The organism is Methanoplanus sp. FWC-SCC4 (genome assembly GCF_032878975.1).
Taxonomy (GTDB): Archaea; Halobacteriota; Methanomicrobia; order Methanomicrobiales; family Methanomicrobiaceae; genus Methanochimaera; species Methanochimaera problematica.
This window is the reverse complement of record NZ_CP043875.1, coordinates 1,755,198-1,773,324: the sequence shown is the minus strand read 5'-3', so window position 1 is coordinate 1,773,324 and position 18,127 is coordinate 1,755,198. Positions and strand designations below refer to the sequence as shown.

General features: G+C 38.9%; 34 protein-coding genes. 4 read left to right on the top strand and 30 right to left on the bottom strand.

What is annotated here, in order from left to right:
- Positions 1-10: 10 nt before the first annotated feature.
- Genes F1737_RS09015 through F1737_RS08990 form a run of 6 tightly spaced genes read right to left on the bottom strand, consistent with a single transcriptional unit; the run spans position 11 to position 4,552 of the window.
- A complete protein-coding gene (locus F1737_RS09015) occupies positions 11-988 on the bottom strand; it encodes a hypothetical protein (protein ID WP_317136256.1) in 978 nt (325 codons plus the stop codon).
- 1 nt (position 989) lies between these two features.
- On the bottom strand, positions 990-2,909 hold the full coding sequence (locus tag F1737_RS09010; protein WP_317136255.1) for a DUF2341 domain-containing protein: 1,920 nt from the start codon (positions 2,907-2,909) through the stop codon (positions 990-992).
- Positions 2,910-2,913: 4 nt separating this feature from the next.
- Positions 2,914-3,477 carry a hypothetical protein gene (locus tag F1737_RS09005; RefSeq protein WP_317136254.1) on the bottom strand — a complete coding sequence of 188 codons (564 nt, stop codon included), beginning with the start codon at positions 3,475-3,477 and terminating at the stop codon, positions 2,914-2,916.
- Positions 3,464-3,805, bottom strand: coding sequence for a hypothetical protein (locus F1737_RS09000; RefSeq protein WP_317136253.1), 342 nt, complete (start codon positions 3,803-3,805; stop codon positions 3,464-3,466). The genes F1737_RS09005 and F1737_RS09000 overlap by 14 nt, the downstream gene beginning before the upstream one ends.
- Before the next feature lie 14 nt (positions 3,806-3,819).
- Positions 3,820-4,194, bottom strand: coding sequence for a hypothetical protein (locus tag F1737_RS08995; protein ID WP_317136252.1), 375 nt, complete (start codon positions 4,192-4,194; stop codon positions 3,820-3,822).
- A gap of 10 nt (positions 4,195-4,204) precedes the next feature.
- Positions 4,205-4,552 carry a hypothetical protein gene (locus F1737_RS08990; protein WP_317136251.1) on the bottom strand — a complete coding sequence of 116 codons (348 nt, stop codon included), beginning with the start codon at positions 4,550-4,552 and terminating at the stop codon, positions 4,205-4,207.
- 136 nt (positions 4,553-4,688) lie between these two features.
- On the opposite strand from F1737_RS08990, the gene F1737_RS08985 reads away from it, so the two are divergent.
- Positions 4,689-4,982, top strand: a complete 294-nt coding sequence (locus F1737_RS08985) for a hypothetical protein (RefSeq protein ID WP_317136250.1) — start codon at positions 4,689-4,691, stop codon at positions 4,980-4,982.
- Between the two features lie 17 nt (positions 4,983-4,999).
- Here F1737_RS08985 and F1737_RS08980 read toward each other — a convergent pair whose 3' ends face one another.
- The 19 genes from F1737_RS08980 to F1737_RS08890 are packed head-to-tail and all read right to left on the bottom strand — an operon-like array spanning position 5,000 to position 12,209.
- Positions 5,000-5,197, bottom strand: a complete 198-nt coding sequence (locus F1737_RS08980; protein ID WP_317136249.1) for a hypothetical protein — start codon at positions 5,195-5,197, stop codon at positions 5,000-5,002.
- A 5-nt stretch (positions 5,198-5,202) separates the two neighbouring features.
- The gene (locus F1737_RS08975; RefSeq protein WP_317136248.1) at positions 5,203-5,412 is read right to left on the bottom strand and encodes a hypothetical protein; all 210 of its coding nucleotides are present in this window, start codon (positions 5,410-5,412) and stop codon (positions 5,203-5,205) included.
- A complete protein-coding gene (locus F1737_RS08970; RefSeq protein ID WP_317136247.1) occupies positions 5,409-5,756 on the bottom strand; it encodes a hypothetical protein in 348 nt (115 codons plus the stop codon). The genes F1737_RS08975 and F1737_RS08970 overlap by 4 nt, the downstream gene beginning before the upstream one ends.
- A complete protein-coding gene (locus F1737_RS08965; RefSeq protein ID WP_317136246.1) occupies positions 5,749-5,943 on the bottom strand; it encodes a hypothetical protein in 195 nt (64 codons plus the stop codon). The genes F1737_RS08970 and F1737_RS08965 overlap by 8 nt, the downstream gene beginning before the upstream one ends.
- The gene (locus F1737_RS08960; protein ID WP_317136245.1) at positions 5,940-6,221 is read right to left on the bottom strand and encodes a hypothetical protein; all 282 of its coding nucleotides are present in this window, start codon (positions 6,219-6,221) and stop codon (positions 5,940-5,942) included. The genes F1737_RS08965 and F1737_RS08960 overlap by 4 nt, the downstream gene beginning before the upstream one ends.
- A gap of 5 nt (positions 6,222-6,226) precedes the next feature.
- Positions 6,227-6,391 carry a hypothetical protein gene (locus F1737_RS08955; protein WP_317136244.1) on the bottom strand — a complete coding sequence of 55 codons (165 nt, stop codon included), beginning with the start codon at positions 6,389-6,391 and terminating at the stop codon, positions 6,227-6,229.
- A complete protein-coding gene (locus tag F1737_RS08950; protein WP_317136243.1) occupies positions 6,388-6,588 on the bottom strand; it encodes a hypothetical protein in 201 nt (66 codons plus the stop codon). Before F1737_RS08950 ends, F1737_RS08955 begins: the two co-directional genes overlap by 4 nt.
- A 40-nt stretch (positions 6,589-6,628) precedes the next feature.
- Positions 6,629-7,567 (bottom strand): DNA cytosine methyltransferase, encoded by a 939-nt coding sequence (locus F1737_RS08945; RefSeq protein WP_317136242.1) that lies wholly within the window; start codon positions 7,565-7,567, stop codon positions 6,629-6,631.
- Positions 7,568-7,579: 12 nt separating this feature from the next.
- Entirely contained in the window at positions 7,580-7,861 is a 282-nt protein-coding gene (locus F1737_RS08940; protein WP_317136241.1) for a hypothetical protein, read from the bottom strand.
- Positions 7,858-8,145 (bottom strand): hypothetical protein, encoded by a 288-nt coding sequence (locus F1737_RS08935; RefSeq protein ID WP_317136240.1) that lies wholly within the window; start codon positions 8,143-8,145, stop codon positions 7,858-7,860. The genes F1737_RS08940 and F1737_RS08935 overlap by 4 nt, the downstream gene beginning before the upstream one ends.
- 2 nt (positions 8,146-8,147) lie before the next feature.
- The gene (locus F1737_RS08930; RefSeq protein ID WP_317136239.1) at positions 8,148-8,411 is read right to left on the bottom strand and encodes a hypothetical protein; all 264 of its coding nucleotides are present in this window, start codon (positions 8,409-8,411) and stop codon (positions 8,148-8,150) included.
- On the bottom strand, positions 8,408-8,920 hold the full coding sequence (locus F1737_RS08925; RefSeq protein ID WP_317136238.1) for a hypothetical protein: 513 nt from the start codon (positions 8,918-8,920) through the stop codon (positions 8,408-8,410). Before F1737_RS08925 ends, F1737_RS08930 begins: the two co-directional genes overlap by 4 nt.
- A 17-nt stretch (positions 8,921-8,937) precedes the next feature.
- Positions 8,938-9,156: a hypothetical protein gene (locus F1737_RS08920; RefSeq protein ID WP_317136237.1), complete on the bottom strand. Its 219-nt coding sequence runs from the start codon at positions 9,154-9,156 to the stop codon at positions 8,938-8,940.
- A 39-nt stretch (positions 9,157-9,195) separates the two neighbouring features.
- Positions 9,196-10,992, bottom strand: a complete 1,797-nt coding sequence (locus F1737_RS08915; RefSeq protein WP_317136236.1) for a rolling circle replication-associated protein — start codon at positions 10,990-10,992, stop codon at positions 9,196-9,198.
- Between the two features lie 5 nt (positions 10,993-10,997).
- Entirely contained in the window at positions 10,998-11,378 is a 381-nt protein-coding gene (locus F1737_RS08910; protein ID WP_317136235.1) for a hypothetical protein, read from the bottom strand.
- Complete coding sequence (locus tag F1737_RS08905; protein WP_317136234.1) at positions 11,378-11,599, bottom strand: hypothetical protein; 222 nt, start codon at positions 11,597-11,599, stop codon at positions 11,378-11,380. Before F1737_RS08905 ends, F1737_RS08910 begins: the two co-directional genes overlap by 1 nt.
- On the bottom strand, positions 11,600-11,812 hold the full coding sequence (locus tag F1737_RS08900; RefSeq protein ID WP_317136233.1) for a hypothetical protein: 213 nt from the start codon (positions 11,810-11,812) through the stop codon (positions 11,600-11,602). It abuts the gene before it with no gap.
- The gene (locus tag F1737_RS08895) at positions 11,797-12,006 is read right to left on the bottom strand and encodes a hypothetical protein (protein ID WP_317136232.1); all 210 of its coding nucleotides are present in this window, start codon (positions 12,004-12,006) and stop codon (positions 11,797-11,799) included. Before F1737_RS08895 ends, F1737_RS08900 begins: the two co-directional genes overlap by 16 nt.
- Positions 12,003-12,209 carry a hypothetical protein gene (locus tag F1737_RS08890; protein WP_317136231.1) on the bottom strand — a complete coding sequence of 69 codons (207 nt, stop codon included), beginning with the start codon at positions 12,207-12,209 and terminating at the stop codon, positions 12,003-12,005. Before F1737_RS08890 ends, F1737_RS08895 begins: the two co-directional genes overlap by 4 nt.
- Before the next feature lie 85 nt (positions 12,210-12,294).
- On the opposite strand from F1737_RS08890, the gene F1737_RS08885 reads away from it, so the two are divergent.
- Positions 12,295-12,585: a hypothetical protein gene (locus tag F1737_RS08885; protein WP_317136230.1), complete on the top strand. Its 291-nt coding sequence runs from the start codon at positions 12,295-12,297 to the stop codon at positions 12,583-12,585.
- A gap of 21 nt (positions 12,586-12,606) precedes the next feature.
- On the top strand, positions 12,607-13,560 hold the full coding sequence (locus F1737_RS08880; protein WP_317136229.1) for a hypothetical protein: 954 nt from the start codon (positions 12,607-12,609) through the stop codon (positions 13,558-13,560).
- A 19-nt stretch (positions 13,561-13,579) separates the two neighbouring features.
- Here F1737_RS08880 and F1737_RS08875 read toward each other — a convergent pair whose 3' ends face one another.
- From F1737_RS08875 to F1737_RS08855, 5 genes are all read right to left on the bottom strand, one after another.
- The gene (locus F1737_RS08875) at positions 13,580-14,575 is read right to left on the bottom strand and encodes a tyrosine-type recombinase/integrase (protein ID WP_317136228.1); all 996 of its coding nucleotides are present in this window, start codon (positions 14,573-14,575) and stop codon (positions 13,580-13,582) included.
- 252 nt (positions 14,576-14,827) lie between these two features.
- On the bottom strand, positions 14,828-15,148 hold the full coding sequence (locus F1737_RS08870) for a HepT-like ribonuclease domain-containing protein (RefSeq protein ID WP_317136227.1): 321 nt from the start codon (positions 15,146-15,148) through the stop codon (positions 14,828-14,830).
- On the bottom strand, positions 15,138-15,446 hold the full coding sequence (locus tag F1737_RS08865; RefSeq protein WP_317136226.1) for a nucleotidyltransferase family protein: 309 nt from the start codon (positions 15,444-15,446) through the stop codon (positions 15,138-15,140). The genes F1737_RS08870 and F1737_RS08865 overlap by 11 nt, the downstream gene beginning before the upstream one ends.
- 243 nt (positions 15,447-15,689) lie before the next feature.
- Positions 15,690-15,869, bottom strand: a complete 180-nt coding sequence (locus tag F1737_RS08860) for a hypothetical protein (protein WP_317136225.1) — start codon at positions 15,867-15,869, stop codon at positions 15,690-15,692.
- A 185-nt stretch (positions 15,870-16,054) separates the two neighbouring features.
- A complete protein-coding gene (locus tag F1737_RS08855; protein ID WP_317136224.1) occupies positions 16,055-16,801 on the bottom strand; it encodes a rhodanese-like domain-containing protein in 747 nt (248 codons plus the stop codon).
- Positions 16,802-17,013: 212 nt separating this feature from the next.
- On the opposite strand from F1737_RS08855, the gene F1737_RS08850 reads away from it, so the two are divergent.
- Positions 17,014-18,117 carry a KamA family radical SAM protein gene (locus tag F1737_RS08850; protein ID WP_317136223.1) on the top strand — a complete coding sequence of 368 codons (1,104 nt, stop codon included), beginning with the start codon at positions 17,014-17,016 and terminating at the stop codon, positions 18,115-18,117.
- Positions 18,118-18,127 lie beyond the last annotated feature (10 nt).

Sequence of the window (18,127 nt, the reverse complement as noted above, 5' to 3'; positions counted from 1 at the left end):
CCTCAAAAATTTAAATAGGCTTTAAAGCCTGAATGATTTTAGCGACTGCATCAACGAATTTCAAAACTAAGTCAATAGCTAATGTTGCGAGCCAAGTGAAGAATTTAAAAATTTTTACATTATTATCAACAAATCTTGTCAATAATTTCATGAAATTTCTGGTGCTGTAAATCGCTTCACCAATCACAAAAAATTCCATTGTCATTATGAATAATGCCCAGTTTTGGATAAACAACAAATTTATCCAGAATATAGCTTCTTCAATGAATATTGCTGCAATCTGAAGAACTGTTACAAAGAATTGACCTACGTATGGAATTTTAGATATTCCGCCTAGAACCATCTCCCAAGTCCAGGCGAAAAGATCCCCGACTCCTTCAATGAAAGGAAGTGTAATATCTCCGGATTTTATCTTTTCAAATTCCTCAGCATTTACATAATAAACGGTGACTTTTTCAAAAATGTCATTAGATATTCCCTGGATATAACTGAAGGCTAATGGCTGATATCTAACAGCCGGGTAACCCTCGGGGTAAGTTGTATCATCTATCGGGATCTGTCGATAATTTTCAATTGAAAGAGGCGACAGAGTAACATAGATATTCGTTTCCCATGCCAGTTCTCCATATAACCAGTATGACTGAATGTTAATGTCATAATCAAATGAAATCGGCGCAAATTTCTCTAAATGCTGTGTCTGTGTGCTGCCGTCGGGGTAGGTGCAAATTGCGTCAAAGTTCCACCACCCCCAGTCTTTAGGATAACTCTTAATTTCCAGATTATAGGCTTCTCCGTAGCTATCAAAAACGAATCTCTGAATGGTGCCTTCATGGAGATTTTCAGCCCGGATGCTCTGGATCATCATTGTATCCGTTGCAGTAGCGGTGAAATCATCTGTATTGAAAAACCAAATTTCATCTTTTGCAGATACAGGAGCTACAATAATCAGCAAAAGAAGAAATAAAACAGAGAGAATTTTGAAATTCATTTTATTTCCTCCTGAAGACCGCCATCATAAAGAGCAATATCATTAACATGTAAAATGCAGGGATTATCTCGTATGATTCCTCGAGAGCAGCTTCAGCCGCCTGATGGTGTGTTGTAATGCTGCTGCTGTAAGATGGCGGTTCTATTGAGGGTAACGGGGTCGGGGTTGTTGTCGGTGTTGGCACTGCTGTTTCTGTGGGTGTTGGTGTAGGCGTGGGTGTGGGTGTTGCGGTTTCAGTCGGCGTAGGCGTTGGTGTTGGTGTGGGTGTCGGGGTTGCTGCACCTGTTGTCTGTTCGGTGCTTATTACAGCAGTGGGTGTTGTCGAAACTGCTGATCTAACAAATGCCCATTTCTGCTCAAATGAAGGAGTGCCTGTGGATGATGTAGCAAAAAGATACACATTTCCGGTAGCAATATTTGTGTTAATTTCAGATCCTATTCTTGATGAGTCAACATATCCCGAGACAGTACTTTGACGATTAACAGCAGATAAACGGTGATATTGCCCATCAAAATAATTTTGAGATACTGATTGACCGGTATACGTGGATGGAGATGAAAAGGAATATATAAATAAATTTGATGAATCAATTACAAATTCTACTGCTTTATTGGCCGGGCTAATATAAGTTCCTAGATCAGAACTGCCAATCAATATATTACCCGGATTTGTAATTTTTACATAACCCTCGTATATTGTGTTGGATATATCATATGATGTGCCTGATGTACCTGTATACAGAGAGGTTGTTGGGCCTATATAATCAATAAAAATTGATGACGATGACCTCAATACCGCCCCGGCATTTCCATAATACATTCTTACAGTGCCTGTTAAGCTTGCGGGTTTTATCCAGAATACTGCCTGTGATGTCGTATAATCGTCCTGTCTCCATTGTGGGAGAATGTAATCATCAGTAGTTGCAAAACTGATATCTGAATAATCATCTTTGCATTTTGAAGGATCTATGTAAATATGACAAACCCGATCTAATCCATCCAGTTCAGTTGCAGTTGAATCTGTGCCGGATTCTCTATGAATAATAATTTTTACCTGCTTGTTTGTGTCGCTACTGCCTGAATAAGTAATATCTTTATAATAATTCCATGCACTGAAGTCAACCGGGGTTAATGGGGTCAATGATACTGTTACTGTTGCACTATCTCCCGATCCTGTTGTGAAACTGCCGGTTTTTGTCTCAAAGCCTGTTTTTGACACAGTATAACTGTATGTATGTAATGATGCCAGAGCATCAAAATAAGTTGTATCTCCGTTGCTATCTGTTGTTTTTGTCCATCCCGAATCTGTAATACTGACCGTTGCCCCATTTACGGGTGAATTATCACCTGTGCTTGTTACATGAAATTTTCTTTGAGCATATGCAGGCGGGATCAATGTTCCGTCAAGTGCTACATCATCAATCAGCCAGGAGTATTTTTCTTCAGATGTGCTGGTTGCTACTGCGGTAGTTTTGAATGCTAACGTGTGTGTGCCGGTGTATCCGGAAACATCGATTTCTCTTAAAGTCCACGATGCATAATTTGCCCCGTTGATCATCTCCCATACTTTAGTGCCGTCAATTTCCACCCATCCTTTTTCAGTTCCGCCGTTCTGGATTATCTGATAAGTTTTTTGATAGAATGAAAGAGTAGATTTACTGGTGAGGTCTACCGGGCTTGCTGTCTCGAGGGTTACAGTGTAATACTGGCTGTTTTTTGCATAGGCTGTAATCTGACAGGATTTAGATCCGGTGTGTGCATCTGTAAATACGTTAATAAAACCCTGAGCGCTTGCACTGGCCGTATCTGCAAAATCAGATGACGGAGACCACCCAGACAGATCATTTTCAAAACCGTGAGCCATAACTCCGGGGATCAGGCAGATTAAGAGCAGTAAAAAAACGGACAGGGTTTTTTTCATCTTTTCAGACTCCTAAAAGACCCTGTAAGGCGGCTATTATCTGTTCAATTAGCCCTTTTTCAACTGTTACGGTTTCCGCCGGTTCACTTGTTGTTTTTGTTTCTGTCGCCGTGTCCTGAACTTCTGATACTGTTTCTAAAACCTGCATGGCCTGCACTTCTGCGGGTTCAGACTCAGGCAAGGTTTCGGCTTCGGGTGTTTCTTGTGTCTGCTCCTCCGGGATGCTCTCTTCTGTTGGTTCCGGTGTAGCTGCCTGTGTTGGTTCTGCTGTAGGGGTTACCGTTTGGTCAGGAGTTGGAGTGGTTGTGTTTTCGATCTGCTGTTGTTTTGCCTGTTCATTTTCAACAACTGTGGCGATCATCCGGTTATAATCATCTTCATTAATTACACCGTCGGATAGTAGTTTCGCAAGAGTCACAGGATTAACTTCTCCGCTCTCCCCGTGCTTTTTTTCAGAACTGTTTATGGTTGTATTTGCTGTCTCGTTACCGACTGCCATTGCTGCCGGGACTGCTATAAGCATACACAAAAACAACAAACTGATGAAGGTAAATTTAGAGAATTTCATTTCCCTCACCCTTTGATAAGCTGTTGATTTTTTCTCTTAAAATCCAGTGTGTTTTGACTGACATATATGAGAAATGACAGAATAGCATTAGTATAAGGAACATTAGCGTTATAAATGTGCTATCTATCAATTCATACAAGTCTGATGAGTCAAAGTACATTGCTTTTAGTCCAAATACTGCAGAGAATATCACTGAAAAAACTGCCATGGCTTTAAAAGATTTGCAAATTTCTTCAGCGTTTTTTTGTTTTTCCTGTTCGGTTTCCGGTTCTTTGTTTTTTCGTGTGAAAAAACTTTTATATTTTGGTTTTATTTTTGTTTCAGACATTTTTTAGCCTCCTTTTACCATACTTTGAAAATTCTTCCTACTATTACGATACTTCCTAAAATTACCGCGAACCATAGCGCATATGCGATGTAAGTTGGCATCTGAACACTCAGGAATTCCAGTGAGTTAAGCGGATTCTGAAACCATGTCTGCTCAGATGGTTTGAATACGAAAAGGTAAGAATAGGACGAGTTTAACGAGATTGTGCCGGACGTGTTGGTTTCTTTGATAAGTTCGCCTGTGCCGTCATAAACTATGATTTCAGTGTTTTTGTTGAAGTCAAGGTCCGTAAATGTGATCTTTATGTCGTCTTCGGCTGCCATTGCTGCCGGGCAAAGAATCATTGAGAATAGTAAAGTTAAAAGGAGGATGCTTGATGTGGATTTCATCTTTTGCCTCCTATTTGAATATATTGAATGCTCCCCTTACCGCATCCAGGATGGAATTGAAGAACATTAACACGAACCCGACGACACCCAAGAGAATGAGCACGGGGGCGATGTTGATGACCATATTTCCGATTGACGGGAATATGCCGGCTGCACCGTTAATCATCTCTATGATTGAAGTCCAGTTGATTGATTCAGTTGTTTCAGCAGATGCTGAGGCGACAAGACCGGCGCCTGCGGTTGCTGCTACTGCGGCTTTTAAGCCAAGTTTGCGTTTGAAGACTGAGAAACGAGATTCTGCTTTGGCGGGTTCCCAGTCTTCAAGCTTACCGCCGATCTCGATTACATCGTTAGACAACTACCAGATCACCTCATCGATGTAAATGAGTGTTACACAATGTAACTTTAATATGTTAGCTCGTGCAATAACGATATATAACCCGAACGGGTTTCACATACTGTTAGTACTCACTTACTATAGGAGGAACCAAACTTTGCAACCAACAGCCGCCCTCAGTAGAATTTTAGGAATTGAAAAGAAGAATAGAGTCTCTTCTTCCGTCCGGATTGAAAAAGAGTTTTTGGATATATTCAGTGAACAGAAGCTTGAAAAAAGCGATACTATGAATATTTCCGTGCAACGGTTCTGTAATATATACGGTGTGCCAGTTCTCCTGGTCGCTCTTGAACCTGACGGGGCCCGGGTTCGGCCTTTGGATATGTCTGATGTTATTAATCTGTCATTGTCAGATATGTTGCAAAGTAAAGGGATGATGAAAGGATTTTGATATTGTCATTTTTTATTTCAATCATTTTTGTTAGCTCCCATGATTTTTAACTGAAACATGATCGAAAGAATGTAAGAATATATGGAAACATATTGAAGGAGTGCCCCAAGCTCATAATGCAGCCTTTCAGAAAATTTTCTGATAAACTCGGAATGTTTTTTATAATCTGCTTCTTTTGATTGCAGAAAACCGGGTAAATTTAGAACTTCATACATTGATATCACCTCACATCATTAGCAAATATTAATTCGTTTTCTTCGCGAGCTTTTGCGACTCTCTCTTTTATTTTTTCAGGCATTGTTATAATGAATATTAAAGGCAGGAATATTCCTTTTATCATATATTCACACATTTTTTCAGCAATTTTTTCAAGAAAATCACCTAATTTGTCGTAGATATATACCAAATAATTAAAGAGCATTCTACTCATAGGTTTTTCTCCTGGCTGAATTTACAAGCCCCTTTAATCAGAACCCTTTTCATCATCAGTTCATCATATTCTTCAGTTCCCCAAACGTCTGAACCTGAGTTATAATATGCAAAAATTTCTGATGGAGGGGCTTTTTTTCCGCAATCCTGACAATAATAATTTCCGGGTTGCAAAGAACAGAATTTCTGATCATCCTCCTCGACAAATACAAATCTATGCTTGCCAGTCTTACAGCATATTAGCCGCCGATATAAGACATAAAACTGAAATTCACAATAATATGACAATGGCATTTTTATCTTTTTTAGGATTGCATTATCAATAATTGGATTATTGTTAATCATTAGGATCACCATCCTGGCTCATCTTGTTACTCTTAACTTCCCATTTTCCACGAGGGCATTTCTCCGCACAATCTATGAAACCTTTTAAATCATTGCATGCTTGAAATTCTATTCTAAGAGCATCACAACCTTTGCAGGCATTTATCTTTTCTGTAATGTCTTTTCCATTACAAAAATACAGAGTCATGAGTTGTCCTCCTGGCTGATGTTGTCATCCTCATAGGGGTTATTTAGGCCTTCTAAATATCCATCATCATAACAAGTTTGGAATTTAGGCAAAACATCGTCATGGGGAGGTAATGAAAACCTTCCGTCTATATATCCGACCTTCCATGCATCATGGCAAATCTCATCATCACATCCGCTATCAGTTATTAAACTGATGATAGATGGCAATCCAAACAATAATGCAATAATGGCTGCAATAGCTGTAATTAATAAAATTAAATCAACTTTTTTCATCATCTTCATCACTCCCCTTGAGACCAGTCCATATATTTGCCATGCGTGAACTCTCCGTATGTATTTAGATCTTCAATGCATGCCTCACATAATCCCATTTCAATTTCTTTACCCCCTGTAACTTCAATAGGGGTGAGTTCTGCAGGAGATGCCCCGCAATTTTCACATTTCATCTTTTTTCCTCCTGGCTAATGATGGAATGATGTTGCATGTTTGATCCTGCTTTGCTTTCTATGTCTTTTAATTGAGACAATTTTTCTTTAATTTCTTCAAATTTCTCTATTTTGTAGAAATTGTCTGAAATTCTTTTAATTTCATCCCCTACTAAATTCCAGATAATTTCATTTTCGTCTTTAGTAAATTCCTTCATTTCATTCACCTCTTAGTGTATAACGACAATGTCGTGTTTGTCATGTTATACCTCTGATTAATTCGGTCTGAACAGTTGCCTGATGTGTTGAGAATGAGCCCGCAATAGATGCTGCAAGCTCTGCAGGCATGGCATTAGCGATCATTTGTGCTATCTCTGATTCTGTTCCTTTCCACTGATACCCGGGCGGGAATCCCTGCAGGGCTGCGGCCTCTGCTAATGAGATATTGCGGTCTTCTGTAGGATGGACCATATACACTTTTTTTACATTGACAACTGCAGGAGATGGCTTTTCAAAATCAAGCCGGATTAAATGTTTAAACTTCCCTCCTTTCGTCATTGGAGTCCATTCCATAGACGTTGAATTTTTCAGGTTGTTCAGAGTCTTTTCTGAGGACTGCATTAAACCCCAATTCTCATTTATATCAGAGAATGCTTCCCTGACAGTTTTTGCCGGTTGCGTCCCGGGCATATGCCAACTCTTCCCGCGAGTTCCTACAACAATCCACCTCTTCCGGGTTTGTGCTGCTCCGTATTCGGCAGCATTGAGATAGATTGATTTTACGTCATAGCCTGCCATTTTTCCAAGCTTTATGACATCTTCTTTTATTTTTTTGGAGACTCCCGGGACGTTTTCCATAACGTAGAATCTCGGCCGGATCTCATCGACTAACCGCATGTATTCAAACATCAGGGCATTGCGGGGATCGTCTGCACAGCGTTTTGTATTCATGATGCTGCTGCCTTGGCATGGAGGCCCTCCGATTACTCCGGTAAGACCGTCAAAGTCATGATAGCAGCCGGTTATATCCCTGACGTCCTGCTGCCTGACCTGGGTTTCAAAATGGTTACTTTGGTAAGTCTCTACAGCCTGCTTTTTGAAATCTACAGCATAGGAGATATCAAAGAATCTGGAGAACCCGAGACCCATTCCGCCGGCGCCGCAGAAGAGTTCACAGACCTGCTCTTTTTCAATCATGACCTTGTCCTCCTATGTTAAATTGACAATTCCGCAATGCGGGGGATCCATATTCTTTCGAGATTCTCTGTTTATGCTGATACCCTGAACGGCCAGAAGAGCGAAGAAACCAAACTGTATTATCAGGTTTATATTGCCCGTAAAAATGCCCGAAATAAACCAGAGTGTATTTCCTATTACCCAGGAACAATAACCTGCTTTTCTGTGTGTTCTTGTGTGACTGACGGTGAGAACAGCGCCTATAATACCTAACAGCATCGCAGGAGTTTGTAAAAGTGCTAAGAGGGCGATCATTGTGCGACCTCCATTGAATAATATTTCTGTCTGATATAATTCTGTCCTTGGTCTATCTGATCAAAAATTCCGGTTAAGAATGTCTGATGCTCTAATTCCTGTATTTCAATTATGCTGATCCCGTTTAGTTGTAAGTTGGAAATATCAGTTATAAATTTGAAAAGAAAGAGTTCTGCCATGAAAGGACTGAATATAAAGGCATATTCCATCAGACTTATCATATAATCAAATTTGATACCCTGAAGATTTCCGGGCAGTTTAAGATCATTAGTAATATTTAACATGATTACACCCCGTATTCAGTCTCCTTTTTAATTTTGGAGATTTTTAGATCAATGCTTGTTATCTCTTCGTTTTCAATGAGATAATCCCCTAAAATAAGCTCATGAGTTTTTTCAAAGATGAAAAAATCTTCCAGTTCTTCAGGGCATTCGCCTTCTTTCCGGTATTCTTCCAGAATGGTATTAAGATATTTTTCAGCTTCTTCCGGGGTTTTGAACCATTCAAAATAACAGTCCATAGCATCCCATACGCCATAATTTTCTGTCATAGTTGTTCCCCCTGTTCAGCTTTTGAAAGAATGTCATTCAGTTCTTCCCTCTGATAATGGCGTAAATATTGGAAATTTTGGGGGGCACGGTCGACATAAATATCTTTTAAATAAATAGGATTTTTGAATACTTGATAATCTTTTATCTTAAGAGCAAATCCTATATCTATTGTATTAATTGCGGGATATCTGCCTTTTTTGAACTTGAAATAATTAAAGAAATCCTTCTCTGAAATCCCTGCATGGTTTGAAAATAATTCCCATAATTTTTTAGGGGAATTTGCGATCACCTCTTCGCATTGAATACAGCCTGTTACAGCCTGAACCGGGGAAGATTCATAAACATAAATGATAACAGGTTTTGCGTTAGAATTATAGGTGTAATGCGGTTTTCCTTTAAGATATGTTGTAAATTTAGGAATTGAAATTTCTGTAAATATTACTCTCCTAAATTCATATAATTTTAAACCGGATTCTATTTTTCTTACATATTCCGGTTTTATTGACATTAGGATTGAATCCATGATTATTCATCCTCCATAATATACAACCCGTCACGGCCTTTTGGGCCAACGCATGTCTTTTTAGATCCATCAGGATCATTTTTACGAACAAAATAATCCCTGTTGTGGATCTGGTTTAACCGGTTAGATTCTCTTTTTGCTTCAGTTACTGTATCAAAGGATTTTACCAATTTGTAATGATCTCCTTCCCATACTTCAAATTCTTTTAAATTTCCTAACATTTCTTAAACTCTCCTTTATTCAAATTCAAAAAAAGCCGACTACATGAAGTCGGCTATGCTCATTCCTCCCGTTGTCGGTGTGGCGGCTGCCTGCTGCATGTCACGATAGAGTTGAGCAGCAGATACAAAGTCCGGCGGTTTCTCTTTGACCGGGGAAGATCTCTTCATTTCCTGAAGGTCTTTTACCGGCCCGGCCGATATCGGAATGACATATTCCGGCACTGGATAGTATTTTTTCTTCTCTGCTCTTTGGCTGATAAAATCAGGGATTAGCCCGGAAGGCAGGCAACCGGCAAAAGTCCAATATGCCCCAGGGCCGATCTCGGCTTTCACTCTTGCAAGTTCCCGCCGGTATTGTGCCCTGGCTTTTATCATTTCAGGTGTGAGTTTTTCGGGTTGCATCCTTTGAGAACAAAGGAAAAATTTCTTGTTAATTGACCAGTATAAATGATATCCTTCGTTTTTGTAGATGATTTTGTTAAGGTATTTTTTCAGGTATTTTCTTGGATCTTCTATCTGCCCGGCATCATTTGGTTTTCCGTTTTTCCATTTCCATGAATCCGGGCCTGATTTCTGAATTTTGCAGACATCTACAATACGTCCCTGACCTAACCGGTTCCAGTCTTTGCTTAACTGATATTCGTCTAAATTGTCGATGTCAAAAAATACCGCGTGAACGTGGATTAAACCGTTTTTCTGGAATTCATTAACTGCAACATATCGGGGTCTGAATGAGAGGGTTTCTATTTGTTCTTCGTAATGTTCTCTTGCCTTTGCTTTTTCTTCCCGGGTTAATCGGCTATCTGGTGAACCGTATTTGTCAAGAGCATATTTTTGATAAAAGTGTTTTTTTAATGCAGTCTTCCGGCGGCGTGTAATCAGGGATAAATAAGCATTCCACGCTACAGCCATGTGCCGGTTAGCCATCCAGAGATTAGGGAATAGTTTTGGGTCTGTTGTGAGTGTAACAAAAATACCTGATTCGTAATATTCTTCTGCCTCTTTCCACTTGTCCCGGAATGTATCGAGGTTAGCATATTTCCGGGAATTGCAGTTAAAACGAGTGACATAATCGAGCGTGTGATATGTTGAATCAGGATCATCCCGGGGAGTGAGAATAATTTTTTTGTCTTCGATTTCATGAAGATAATCGCAATAATCAGAATCTATTTTGTTAAGCTGCCTGACAAGTTCGGGATTTAATGACCCGCCATGTTCCCGGGTATTCCAGAAAAGGCCGGTGCTTGTTGGCAGAGAGTTCATTTTTTTGATTGCGCAAATGCGGAGAGGATTCGTTTTATTCGGCCATCTCATCCATTGCGGTATCTCTTTTTGGTTCTCTGGCGTTTGGTTCCTTTGTTTATCAATCTGAGAGGAATTAACCCTCTTTGCAAAACGGTTTGAGTTTTGCACCTGCAGGGTCAAGTTATACCCGGTTTTAGTAAGCCTATACCAAATTGACGGGCGATCACCAAAACCTAGGTCTAAAACGCCTTTTTGAGATTTAAGATATTCCTTACCTTCGAGCTTTTTAATAAAGCGATATAATCTGAAGTATTCTGCACTGGGGCGCTGTGTGCCTTTCTTTTCATTTTTGGGCTTCTCAATACACTGCTGATGTTTTGCATATCTTTCAATTCTTATGGTCTCTGCTATAATCCCTATATTGACATCACGTAAGAAGAGAGGCCAGAGATCTATTGATACACCATCTGACCGTGTGAATACGAACTGTGAGAGCGTTAGATAGTCTTCATTAAGAAGTGATGGATACTTTTGAATATTTTCATCACTTGCAGTAGTATAGAGCCTGTCGGCTATCTTTTTGAGTGACAAAGCCCTTACTCCTGATTTATGGATAATGCAAAATAGCCGGTATCATATCGATATGCCCGGATTGAATACCGATCTGGAATGTTCTGCGGTTTGTAAAAGTCTAAGAGAACAGCATTGTATTTGTTGGCTATGTCTGTGATGTCGGGTATAAGGTGGTTTACCGGCCGGTGATCCTGATGAACGGCATAAATATGCCTGTGCTTATCATTTTCGCTGTAATGACGGCAGTAGTAATCACCACAAGAACTTTTCCAGATCTGATATACAAAAATTGATTCGGCAAATTCCCATTTATGCAGGGTTTCGATCAATTCTGACAGAAATTTTGTTTTCCAGTTCTGCCGGTTGTCATGCAGTGCAGTCAGACCAGACGTGATACCGCTCATCAGATCGCCCCCAGGCGGATTGCTCTTACAGCGTAGAGTTCTCTTACAGGGAGATTCCAGGGTGCACGAACACCGGATTTTTTAAGAATAGTTTTAATCTGATCCTGACGGTATGTAACATCTTTAGGGATTATGATCGGGACTGTATTTTTTTTGGTTTCTTTTGCCTGTTTTGCCAGAGCTTTCTTCCGGTTCCATTTTTTTATTTCGGAGTCTGCCATTCAGCAGCACCCCCGTATCATATCTTCATTAGCCGGCCTGCATGCAGCCGTCCTATAAAAGAGCGATTTACCGGCAACATCCATTGTCGAATAGGACAAAGTTTTATATGTCTTATCCGCGTCAATTATATCGTCAGTCCTTTGTTCCTTGTGCTTGGCGGCTGTGGAAACTTTAAGGCTGACATTTTGTTTTTTCTTTAAGTTATCTGACATTCTTCACTTCTCCATTGAATGTTCATTTTGTCGAGAACATGCCTGACAGCAATAACCATCTTACGTGATGTGAAAGAGAGATCATCCAATAATTTATCTGGTGTTCCTGCGGTTTCCTGCATGTTTTGTATCTGTTCTGGTGTTAGAATTGATACAAAACAGGGCTGTGAATTTCCGGCATTTATAGAACTCACGCTGGTGCACTCCCCTTAACGATACTGGGTAAAAGGCCCTCGCGGCGTGCAAGACAGCGTATTCCTTCTTTTGATAGGTTGCTCACATTGTAAATTTTCAGAAGCTCTTTGGTAGCTTCTGCCAGTTCCGGTTCTTTTTCAGGGTTTATAGTTCCTGATAATCTAATGACTATGTCTTTTTCTGACATAGCATAATATAGCACAATTAATGCTTATATAATTTGTGCTAATTTGGCATAATTTAGCACATCAGAACTATTATTTATTTATGCTAAATTATGTTATTCAATGCCTCCTGAAAAACGCAATAATCGTATAGCTGTTTACTTTACAAAGTCTGAACTTTCTCTTTTAGAGTCTGAAAAAAACCGATTAAATGAAGATTCTGCAAGTAAGGTTATTGTAAAAATTTGCAAAGATTATTTCAATAATTTACAATCTGATCATGAAGAAAAAATTGAATCTATGACAGATGATGAAAGGAAAATGCTACAAAAGCATGAGGAGGATTTGAAAGAAATAAAGAAAGATTTAGCAGTTATTACAAAAATTCTGCAAAATTTGGAAATTAAAAAATAATTTTTTAGGGGATGGTTAGAATTGAGGATTAAACTTATTTTTTGTTTTTTAGTTATGCTTTTCTTGGTGTCTGGTGCAAACGCTGAAAGCGGCTATGTTACATTGGGTAGTTTAAAAGATTTATTTGAAGATGGGGCGCTTGATGTAGATGATTACCAAAGAATGAAATTATCATTAAATGAGACTGAAGAATCTTATTATTCAGGGCAAAATCTTCATACTGCATCAGTCAGGACAACTCTTTCGACAGATGATAATACTGCAAATGTCAATTACGGGGAAACTATTGAAATTTGGGGAACTTCTGACGGTGGAAGCACTACTAATAATATGTTATGGATATTTTCACCGACCGGAAAAATTAAACCGGGTTATGTTGGTGATTCCGGTTCTCCGGTTATTTTAAAGATTCAGAATGATGGTTCTTTTAGATATAAATTTTATATTAATGATAATCTTGAAAGTGGGATTTATCGCTATTTAATACAGCATCCTTATTATTCTGCTGATTATGATGTTTGGTATTATAACAATCAGATAAAAACATCAGAAGGAGACAGCTATTCTATTTCTGGTAGCATAACCGGAGAAAAGCTTTGTGACATTATTGTTAATTACATTAATAAACCCAGTATTGATGATACCTATTCTAAAGGGATGTTTATGATAAACCCGGTTCCTACAGAGACACCAACACCAGTTTTAACTCAACAATCTACAACTGAGGCAACAGAAGAGATAATCCCGGAAAGCACCCCTGAAGAAATGTTACAAAATGTAACGCCGGAAGTCACAAAATCGATGACTGAACCGACTGCATCTTTAAAACCTACAACTGAAGTAACTACTACGAATTACCCAATATCGACCGCAAATCAAACAGAAATGCCTTCATATATTGAAAAAGCAGAAGGGGAAAATAAAGATATCATAAATCAGGTAGTGGTATTTTTTAGAACGATTTTTGGTATGTAGCTTAAAATAAAAACTAATTTTAAGGTTTTTTTATTTCTTTTATGTATTCTTCCATGACTGATTCAATGTTAAGGAGTTTTTCAATTTTCTTTTGTAAATCATCTTCTTTATGTTTTAGTTCGACTGCGAGTCTGGGATCTAATATCAAATTACAGTATGAACACCTGACAGCATCAAAGGCGTTTAGGGTTCTGCAACGAGGACATTTCCGGGGCTGGTCTGTTTGTTCCTGCTCTTCGGGTTCCTCAATACCTGCTGCTGCTCTTTTTTTCTTCAACAGTGTGTCCGGACTGACTCTGATATAATACTGGTTGGCAACCTGAGAACCCGGAACCCATCCCATAAGGACCTCAAGTTCAGCATTAATGAAAAGTTGGGCTAACCGGGTTGCAGCTGCCTTCCGTATTGCGTGGGGGTTGACAGGGTTTTTAATGCCTGATACTTTTTGAAGATGTTTAAGTTTGGTTTCAATAGCTTTGGAGCTTAAAGGTTCATTCACCTGAACCCTGGCATTTCCTTTAAGGCGTGTTGTATTGAAAAGGGGAGATTTAAGATCATCCTTAAAATTGTGGTATTCTATCCACCGTTGAATATAGGGGAGAGAATCAATAATAGGAACATCTCTCGGACCTGTTTTCCCATCCCTCACATGCACAACAGCAGAATCCTCAAGATAGGTTATGTCTCCGATTGTAAGGGCTGTAAGTTCTGAAATTCTTAACCCTGAATCCCATAACAGCATAATGACCGCTTTATCACGAGGATTTGATTCATATTCAAGAATTATTTTGATATCTTCCCATTGTGGCATTTCCTTTCTGCCATTCCGAGGCTTTTTGGGTTTTAAATCTCTGAATAGTTCTTCTGTTCGTTCCGGCATAATGTGTTTTGCCAGTAATTTAAGGCTGAGAATCTCACCCCATACCGTATGGGTGCTTTTCTCCTTTGATATTGTCAAATAATAATCTTCGATCTCTTCTTTAGAGATTTCTTTATAATCATCTGTTTGTTTCAAAAATTGTGATGTCCGGATCAGATGGGATCTTATTGTGGTTTGTTTTCGTCCTTTTAGTTTCAGGTTCCTTTCAAAGGATTTTAGATATTCTTTATTGATATCGCTTATTTTCATCCGTGAAATATCAATTTGCTGAACCATATTTTTTAAATTGGGTCTACTCGTTATAATATGTTTTGGACTCAAGATCCACTCACGCAGGTGTTCGCGGGTTCGACTCCCTCCCCTCGCATTTTTGGTTTTGGTAAAAATTTATTTTGATTCAAGAATCCTAATTAATTCAGGAAGATCATTTTTTGCCGTAATCCATACTTCGGTATAATCCACTTTCCCATATGAATGTATTAAGAGATCCCGCATTTTTGCAATCTGGGGCCAGGGAATATCATATTTCATCTTTGTTTTGTCTGATACTTTCTTTGCGGCTTCTCCTATAACTTCAAGACATCTGATAACTGCATACTGGGTCTTGAGGTCTTTAGAAAAATCCTCTTTTGATAATCCTTCAATGAAACTGACGGCGTCTTTTGCCATTATTAAAATATCTTCAATATATGCTTTGTCACGTAACATAAACCGGTACCATTGAGTTTAATATTGAATCTTTGATAATCTGGTTTCTTCCGGAGATCAGAGCATTTTTTGTAATTAAATCAACCTTTCTTCCAAGAATCTCTTCAATTTCCTCTTCGATTTTAATAAAGGTTATCAGAGAAGGCTCGTCACCCGGATTAAAATAAACTACTATGTCGATATCACTTTCATCTGAGAAGTTATCACTAAGATATGAGCCAAAAATATAAAATTCACGAATATTCCATTTTTTACAAAACTCCCTCACTTTAGATTCAGGAATTTTTGGCCTTTCCATAGTAAGAGTATTCTATTATCATCTTTATTAAAATTGTTTGGGCTGAGCCGTGCACTTCGGCGCTATGCGTATTCAATGGAAATGGCGGGTATTTCAAGGTGCTTTTTTAGGTTTATAGCCCTATGAATGTCGCATATGAAACCTTTACAGCGAAATATCACACTGGAACCAAAAAGAAGTATTAGATATGGAAATTTGTGCAGGTTATTGTGAGTAGAACCATTATCACCCAGAACCTATTTTTCACTCGTACCTGACATAATAGCAGGCTCCACAGTTTTTACTCTCTCCGGGCTTCATTGCAATCAGTATTTTTTCAGCATGCTCTTCGCAGACAGTCTGTTGTACGCATCCCAGGATCTGCATGCCGATGGCTTTCTTTTCACATAAATCACACTTTTTATTTATAGCAGGATTGCTCATTGAGATGTAATTACTATTTGAATTATTTAATTATATTTGATTTATCTATGGAAACCCTCTGCGAAGACTTTGTTCTCATCACTGCCTGCCATGTAAATCACTTTGTGATTCATCATCCCGGACCTGATAATTTGTTTATAGCATTTCAAACCTAAAATTCTGATAATTATAAAAAAGGTTGGTATTTAAATTTCAACAGGGTATCCTGCATCAGTCCATGCTTTAAAATTTCCCTCAAGTCTGTACACCGGATTAAACCCGGAATTCATAAATGTTTCTGCTCCCTCTATGCTTGCAGAATCCGAGTGGCAGTATATCAGATAATGGGCTGATTTGTCCTGCATTTGAATTTTGGTCTCGATATCACTTAAGGGAATACTTATAGAACCAGGGATATGACCCTGATCATAAAGAGGAGAAACGTCAACGATTACAAGACGTGAATCAGTCTCCATCATGCTTTTTGCATCTTCTGCCGTGACGTTTATGTACTTTGGATATTCCACCGGATACCCTGCATCAGTCCATGCCCTGTAATTTCCATCAAGTCTGTAAACCGGGGTGAATCCGTTATTAACAAATGTTTCCGCCCCCTCTATGCTTGCAGAATCTGAGTGACAGTAAATCAGATAATCATTATCAGAACTTAGATATTTAATCTCATCATTGATTGCTGAAAGCGGCATATTTATCGCTCCGGGCAGGTGTCCTGATGACCAGACCGGGGAAACGTCGACAACTACAACCTTTTCGTCTGAAATCATCTCCTTTGCTTTTGAAGGGCTGACATCGGTATATCCTTCTGTAATAATTTCTGTTTGTACAACTGTCGGTGTTGGTGTCTGAATCGCCGAATCTTCCTGAACGGTACAGCCTGCCGATAAAATCAAAAAATAGGCAGTGATTATCAGTAAAAATAATTTTAATTTCATTTTCTTCCCCCTGTTTCCTGAATTAAAGAGGGTTTGTAGTTTTATATGGCTAAAATATTTACTGCCAAAAAATTTTTTCATCCTGAAATTTGTACTGTTTATTTTTATTGAAGATGAAATGTTGATGATATTTTGTCCGTTTTTCCTTGCTGGTTTCCGGTCTTCAAAAATATATAAATACCATTATCTATCATCATCAGATGATCAAACCGATGTATCAGCCGAAATATATTACAGACATAAATAAGGTCAGTGGTCTTTCAAAAAAAGAAAAAAGTGCCCTTGAGGATGTCTCAAAAAAATTTGCATTCAGGACAAACGAGTATTACCTCTCCCTTATAGACTGGGAAGACCAAGATGATCCAATACGAAAAATTGTAATTCCAGACCCGGCTGAACTTGAGAACTGGGGGAAACTTGACGCATCTGAAGAATCCGGATATGTTGTTGCACCCGGTATGGAGCATAAATACGAACAGACCGCACTTCTTCTTGTAAGTGACATGTGTGCCGGATACTGCCGTTACTGTTTTAGGAAAAGGCTGTTTATGGATGAAAGCAGGGAAGTTGCGAGGGATATCTCAAAAGATATTGATTACATATCATCCCATCCTGAGATAACCAACGTCCTTTTAAGCGGTGGGGATCCGATGTTTCTCTCAACAAAACAGCTTGAAAATATAATTGCCCGGGTCAGGGAAATAGATCATGTCCGGATAATCCGTATTGGAACAAAAGTTCCGGCATACAACCCGTACAGAATAATAAATGACCCTTTGATTTCCGGGGTTATCAGAAAATATTCGGCTGATGAAAAAAAGATCTACATAATAACCCAGTTCAATCATCCCCGTGAACTAACAGAACCGGCAATAAAAGCCGTAAATATCCTTCAGGATGCAGGTGCCATACTGGCAAACCAGACTCCTGTTCTCAATGGAATTAATGACAACCCTGACACAATGGCAGAACTGCTGCGGAAATTATCATTCATCGGCGTTGCACCGTACTATATCTTTCAGTGCAGGCCTACGCTTGGGGACAGGCATTTTGTTGTACCTGTCGAAGAGGCGTATTTTATCCTTGAAAAGGCAAAAATGAGATGCTCGGGGCTTTCAAAGAGGTTTACATATGCAATGTCACATAAATCCGGTAAGATTGCTGTTGTCGGGATTGATGACAATATGACATACATGAAATACCATCAGGCGGCAGACCCGGAGAATATTGGTAAATTTATGAGTTTTAAAAGAAATACCGAAGCACTGTGGTTTGATGACTATGATGATCCTATGTCGGAGAAAAAAGTAATCTGAGGACTGTCTT

Excerpts from the sequence above, each read along its gene's own strand:
- F1737_RS09015 (WP_317136256.1), bottom strand. The coding sequence starts at position 988 with ATGAATTTCAAAATTCTCTCTGTTTTATTTCTTCTTTTGCTGATTATT.
- F1737_RS09010 (WP_317136255.1), bottom strand. The coding sequence starts at position 2,909 with ATGAAAAAAACCCTGTCCGTTTTTTTACTGCTCTTAATCTGCCTGATC.
- F1737_RS09005 (WP_317136254.1), bottom strand. The coding sequence starts at position 3,477 with ATGAAATTCTCTAAATTTACCTTCATCAGTTTGTTGTTTTTGTGTATG.
- F1737_RS09000 (WP_317136253.1), bottom strand. The coding sequence starts at position 3,805 with ATGTCTGAAACAAAAATAAAACCAAAATATAAAAGTTTTTTCACACGA.
- F1737_RS08995 (WP_317136252.1), bottom strand. The coding sequence starts at position 4,194 with ATGAAATCCACATCAAGCATCCTCCTTTTAACTTTACTATTCTCAATG.
- F1737_RS08980 (WP_317136249.1), bottom strand. The coding sequence starts at position 5,197 with ATGTATGAAGTTCTAAATTTACCCGGTTTTCTGCAATCAAAAGAAGCA.
- F1737_RS08975 (WP_317136248.1), bottom strand. The coding sequence starts at position 5,412 with ATGAGTAGAATGCTCTTTAATTATTTGGTATATATCTACGACAAATTA.
- F1737_RS08970 (WP_317136247.1), bottom strand. The coding sequence starts at position 5,756 with ATGATTAACAATAATCCAATTATTGATAATGCAATCCTAAAAAAGATA.
- F1737_RS08965 (WP_317136246.1), bottom strand. The coding sequence starts at position 5,943 with ATGACTCTGTATTTTTGTAATGGAAAAGACATTACAGAAAAGATAAAT.
- F1737_RS08960 (WP_317136245.1), bottom strand. The coding sequence starts at position 6,221 with ATGATGAAAAAAGTTGATTTAATTTTATTAATTACAGCTATTGCAGCC.
- F1737_RS08955 (WP_317136244.1), bottom strand. The coding sequence starts at position 6,391 with ATGAAATGTGAAAATTGCGGGGCATCTCCTGCAGAACTCACCCCTATT.
- F1737_RS08950 (WP_317136243.1), bottom strand. The coding sequence starts at position 6,588 with ATGAAGGAATTTACTAAAGACGAAAATGAAATTATCTGGAATTTAGTA.
- F1737_RS08945 (WP_317136242.1), bottom strand. The coding sequence starts at position 7,567 with ATGATTGAAAAAGAGCAGGTCTGTGAACTCTTCTGCGGCGCCGGCGGA.
- F1737_RS08940 (WP_317136241.1), bottom strand. The coding sequence starts at position 7,861 with ATGATCGCCCTCTTAGCACTTTTACAAACTCCTGCGATGCTGTTAGGT.
- F1737_RS08935 (WP_317136240.1), bottom strand. The coding sequence starts at position 8,145 with ATGTTAAATATTACTAATGATCTTAAACTGCCCGGAAATCTTCAGGGT.
- F1737_RS08930 (WP_317136239.1), bottom strand. The coding sequence starts at position 8,411 with ATGACAGAAAATTATGGCGTATGGGATGCTATGGACTGTTATTTTGAA.
- F1737_RS08925 (WP_317136238.1), bottom strand. The coding sequence starts at position 8,920 with ATGTCAATAAAACCGGAATATGTAAGAAAAATAGAATCCGGTTTAAAA.
- F1737_RS08920 (WP_317136237.1), bottom strand. The coding sequence starts at position 9,156 with ATGTTAGGAAATTTAAAAGAATTTGAAGTATGGGAAGGAGATCATTAC.
- F1737_RS08910 (WP_317136235.1), bottom strand. The coding sequence starts at position 11,378 with ATGAGCGGTATCACGTCTGGTCTGACTGCACTGCATGACAACCGGCAG.
- F1737_RS08905 (WP_317136234.1), bottom strand. The coding sequence starts at position 11,599 with ATGGCAGACTCCGAAATAAAAAAATGGAACCGGAAGAAAGCTCTGGCA.
- F1737_RS08900 (WP_317136233.1), bottom strand. The coding sequence starts at position 11,812 with ATGTCAGATAACTTAAAGAAAAAACAAAATGTCAGCCTTAAAGTTTCC.
- F1737_RS08885 (WP_317136230.1), top strand. The coding sequence starts at position 12,295 with ATGCCTCCTGAAAAACGCAATAATCGTATAGCTGTTTACTTTACAAAG.
- F1737_RS08870 (WP_317136227.1), bottom strand. The coding sequence starts at position 15,148 with ATGTTACGTGACAAAGCATATATTGAAGATATTTTAATAATGGCAAAA.
- F1737_RS08865 (WP_317136226.1), bottom strand. The coding sequence starts at position 15,446 with ATGGAAAGGCCAAAAATTCCTGAATCTAAAGTGAGGGAGTTTTGTAAA.
- F1737_RS08860 (WP_317136225.1), bottom strand. The coding sequence starts at position 15,869 with ATGAGCAATCCTGCTATAAATAAAAAGTGTGATTTATGTGAAAAGAAA.
- F1737_RS08855 (WP_317136224.1), bottom strand. The coding sequence starts at position 16,801 with ATGAAATTAAAATTATTTTTACTGATAATCACTGCCTATTTTTTGATT.
- F1737_RS08850 (WP_317136223.1), top strand. The coding sequence starts at position 17,014 with ATGTATCAGCCGAAATATATTACAGACATAAATAAGGTCAGTGGTCTT.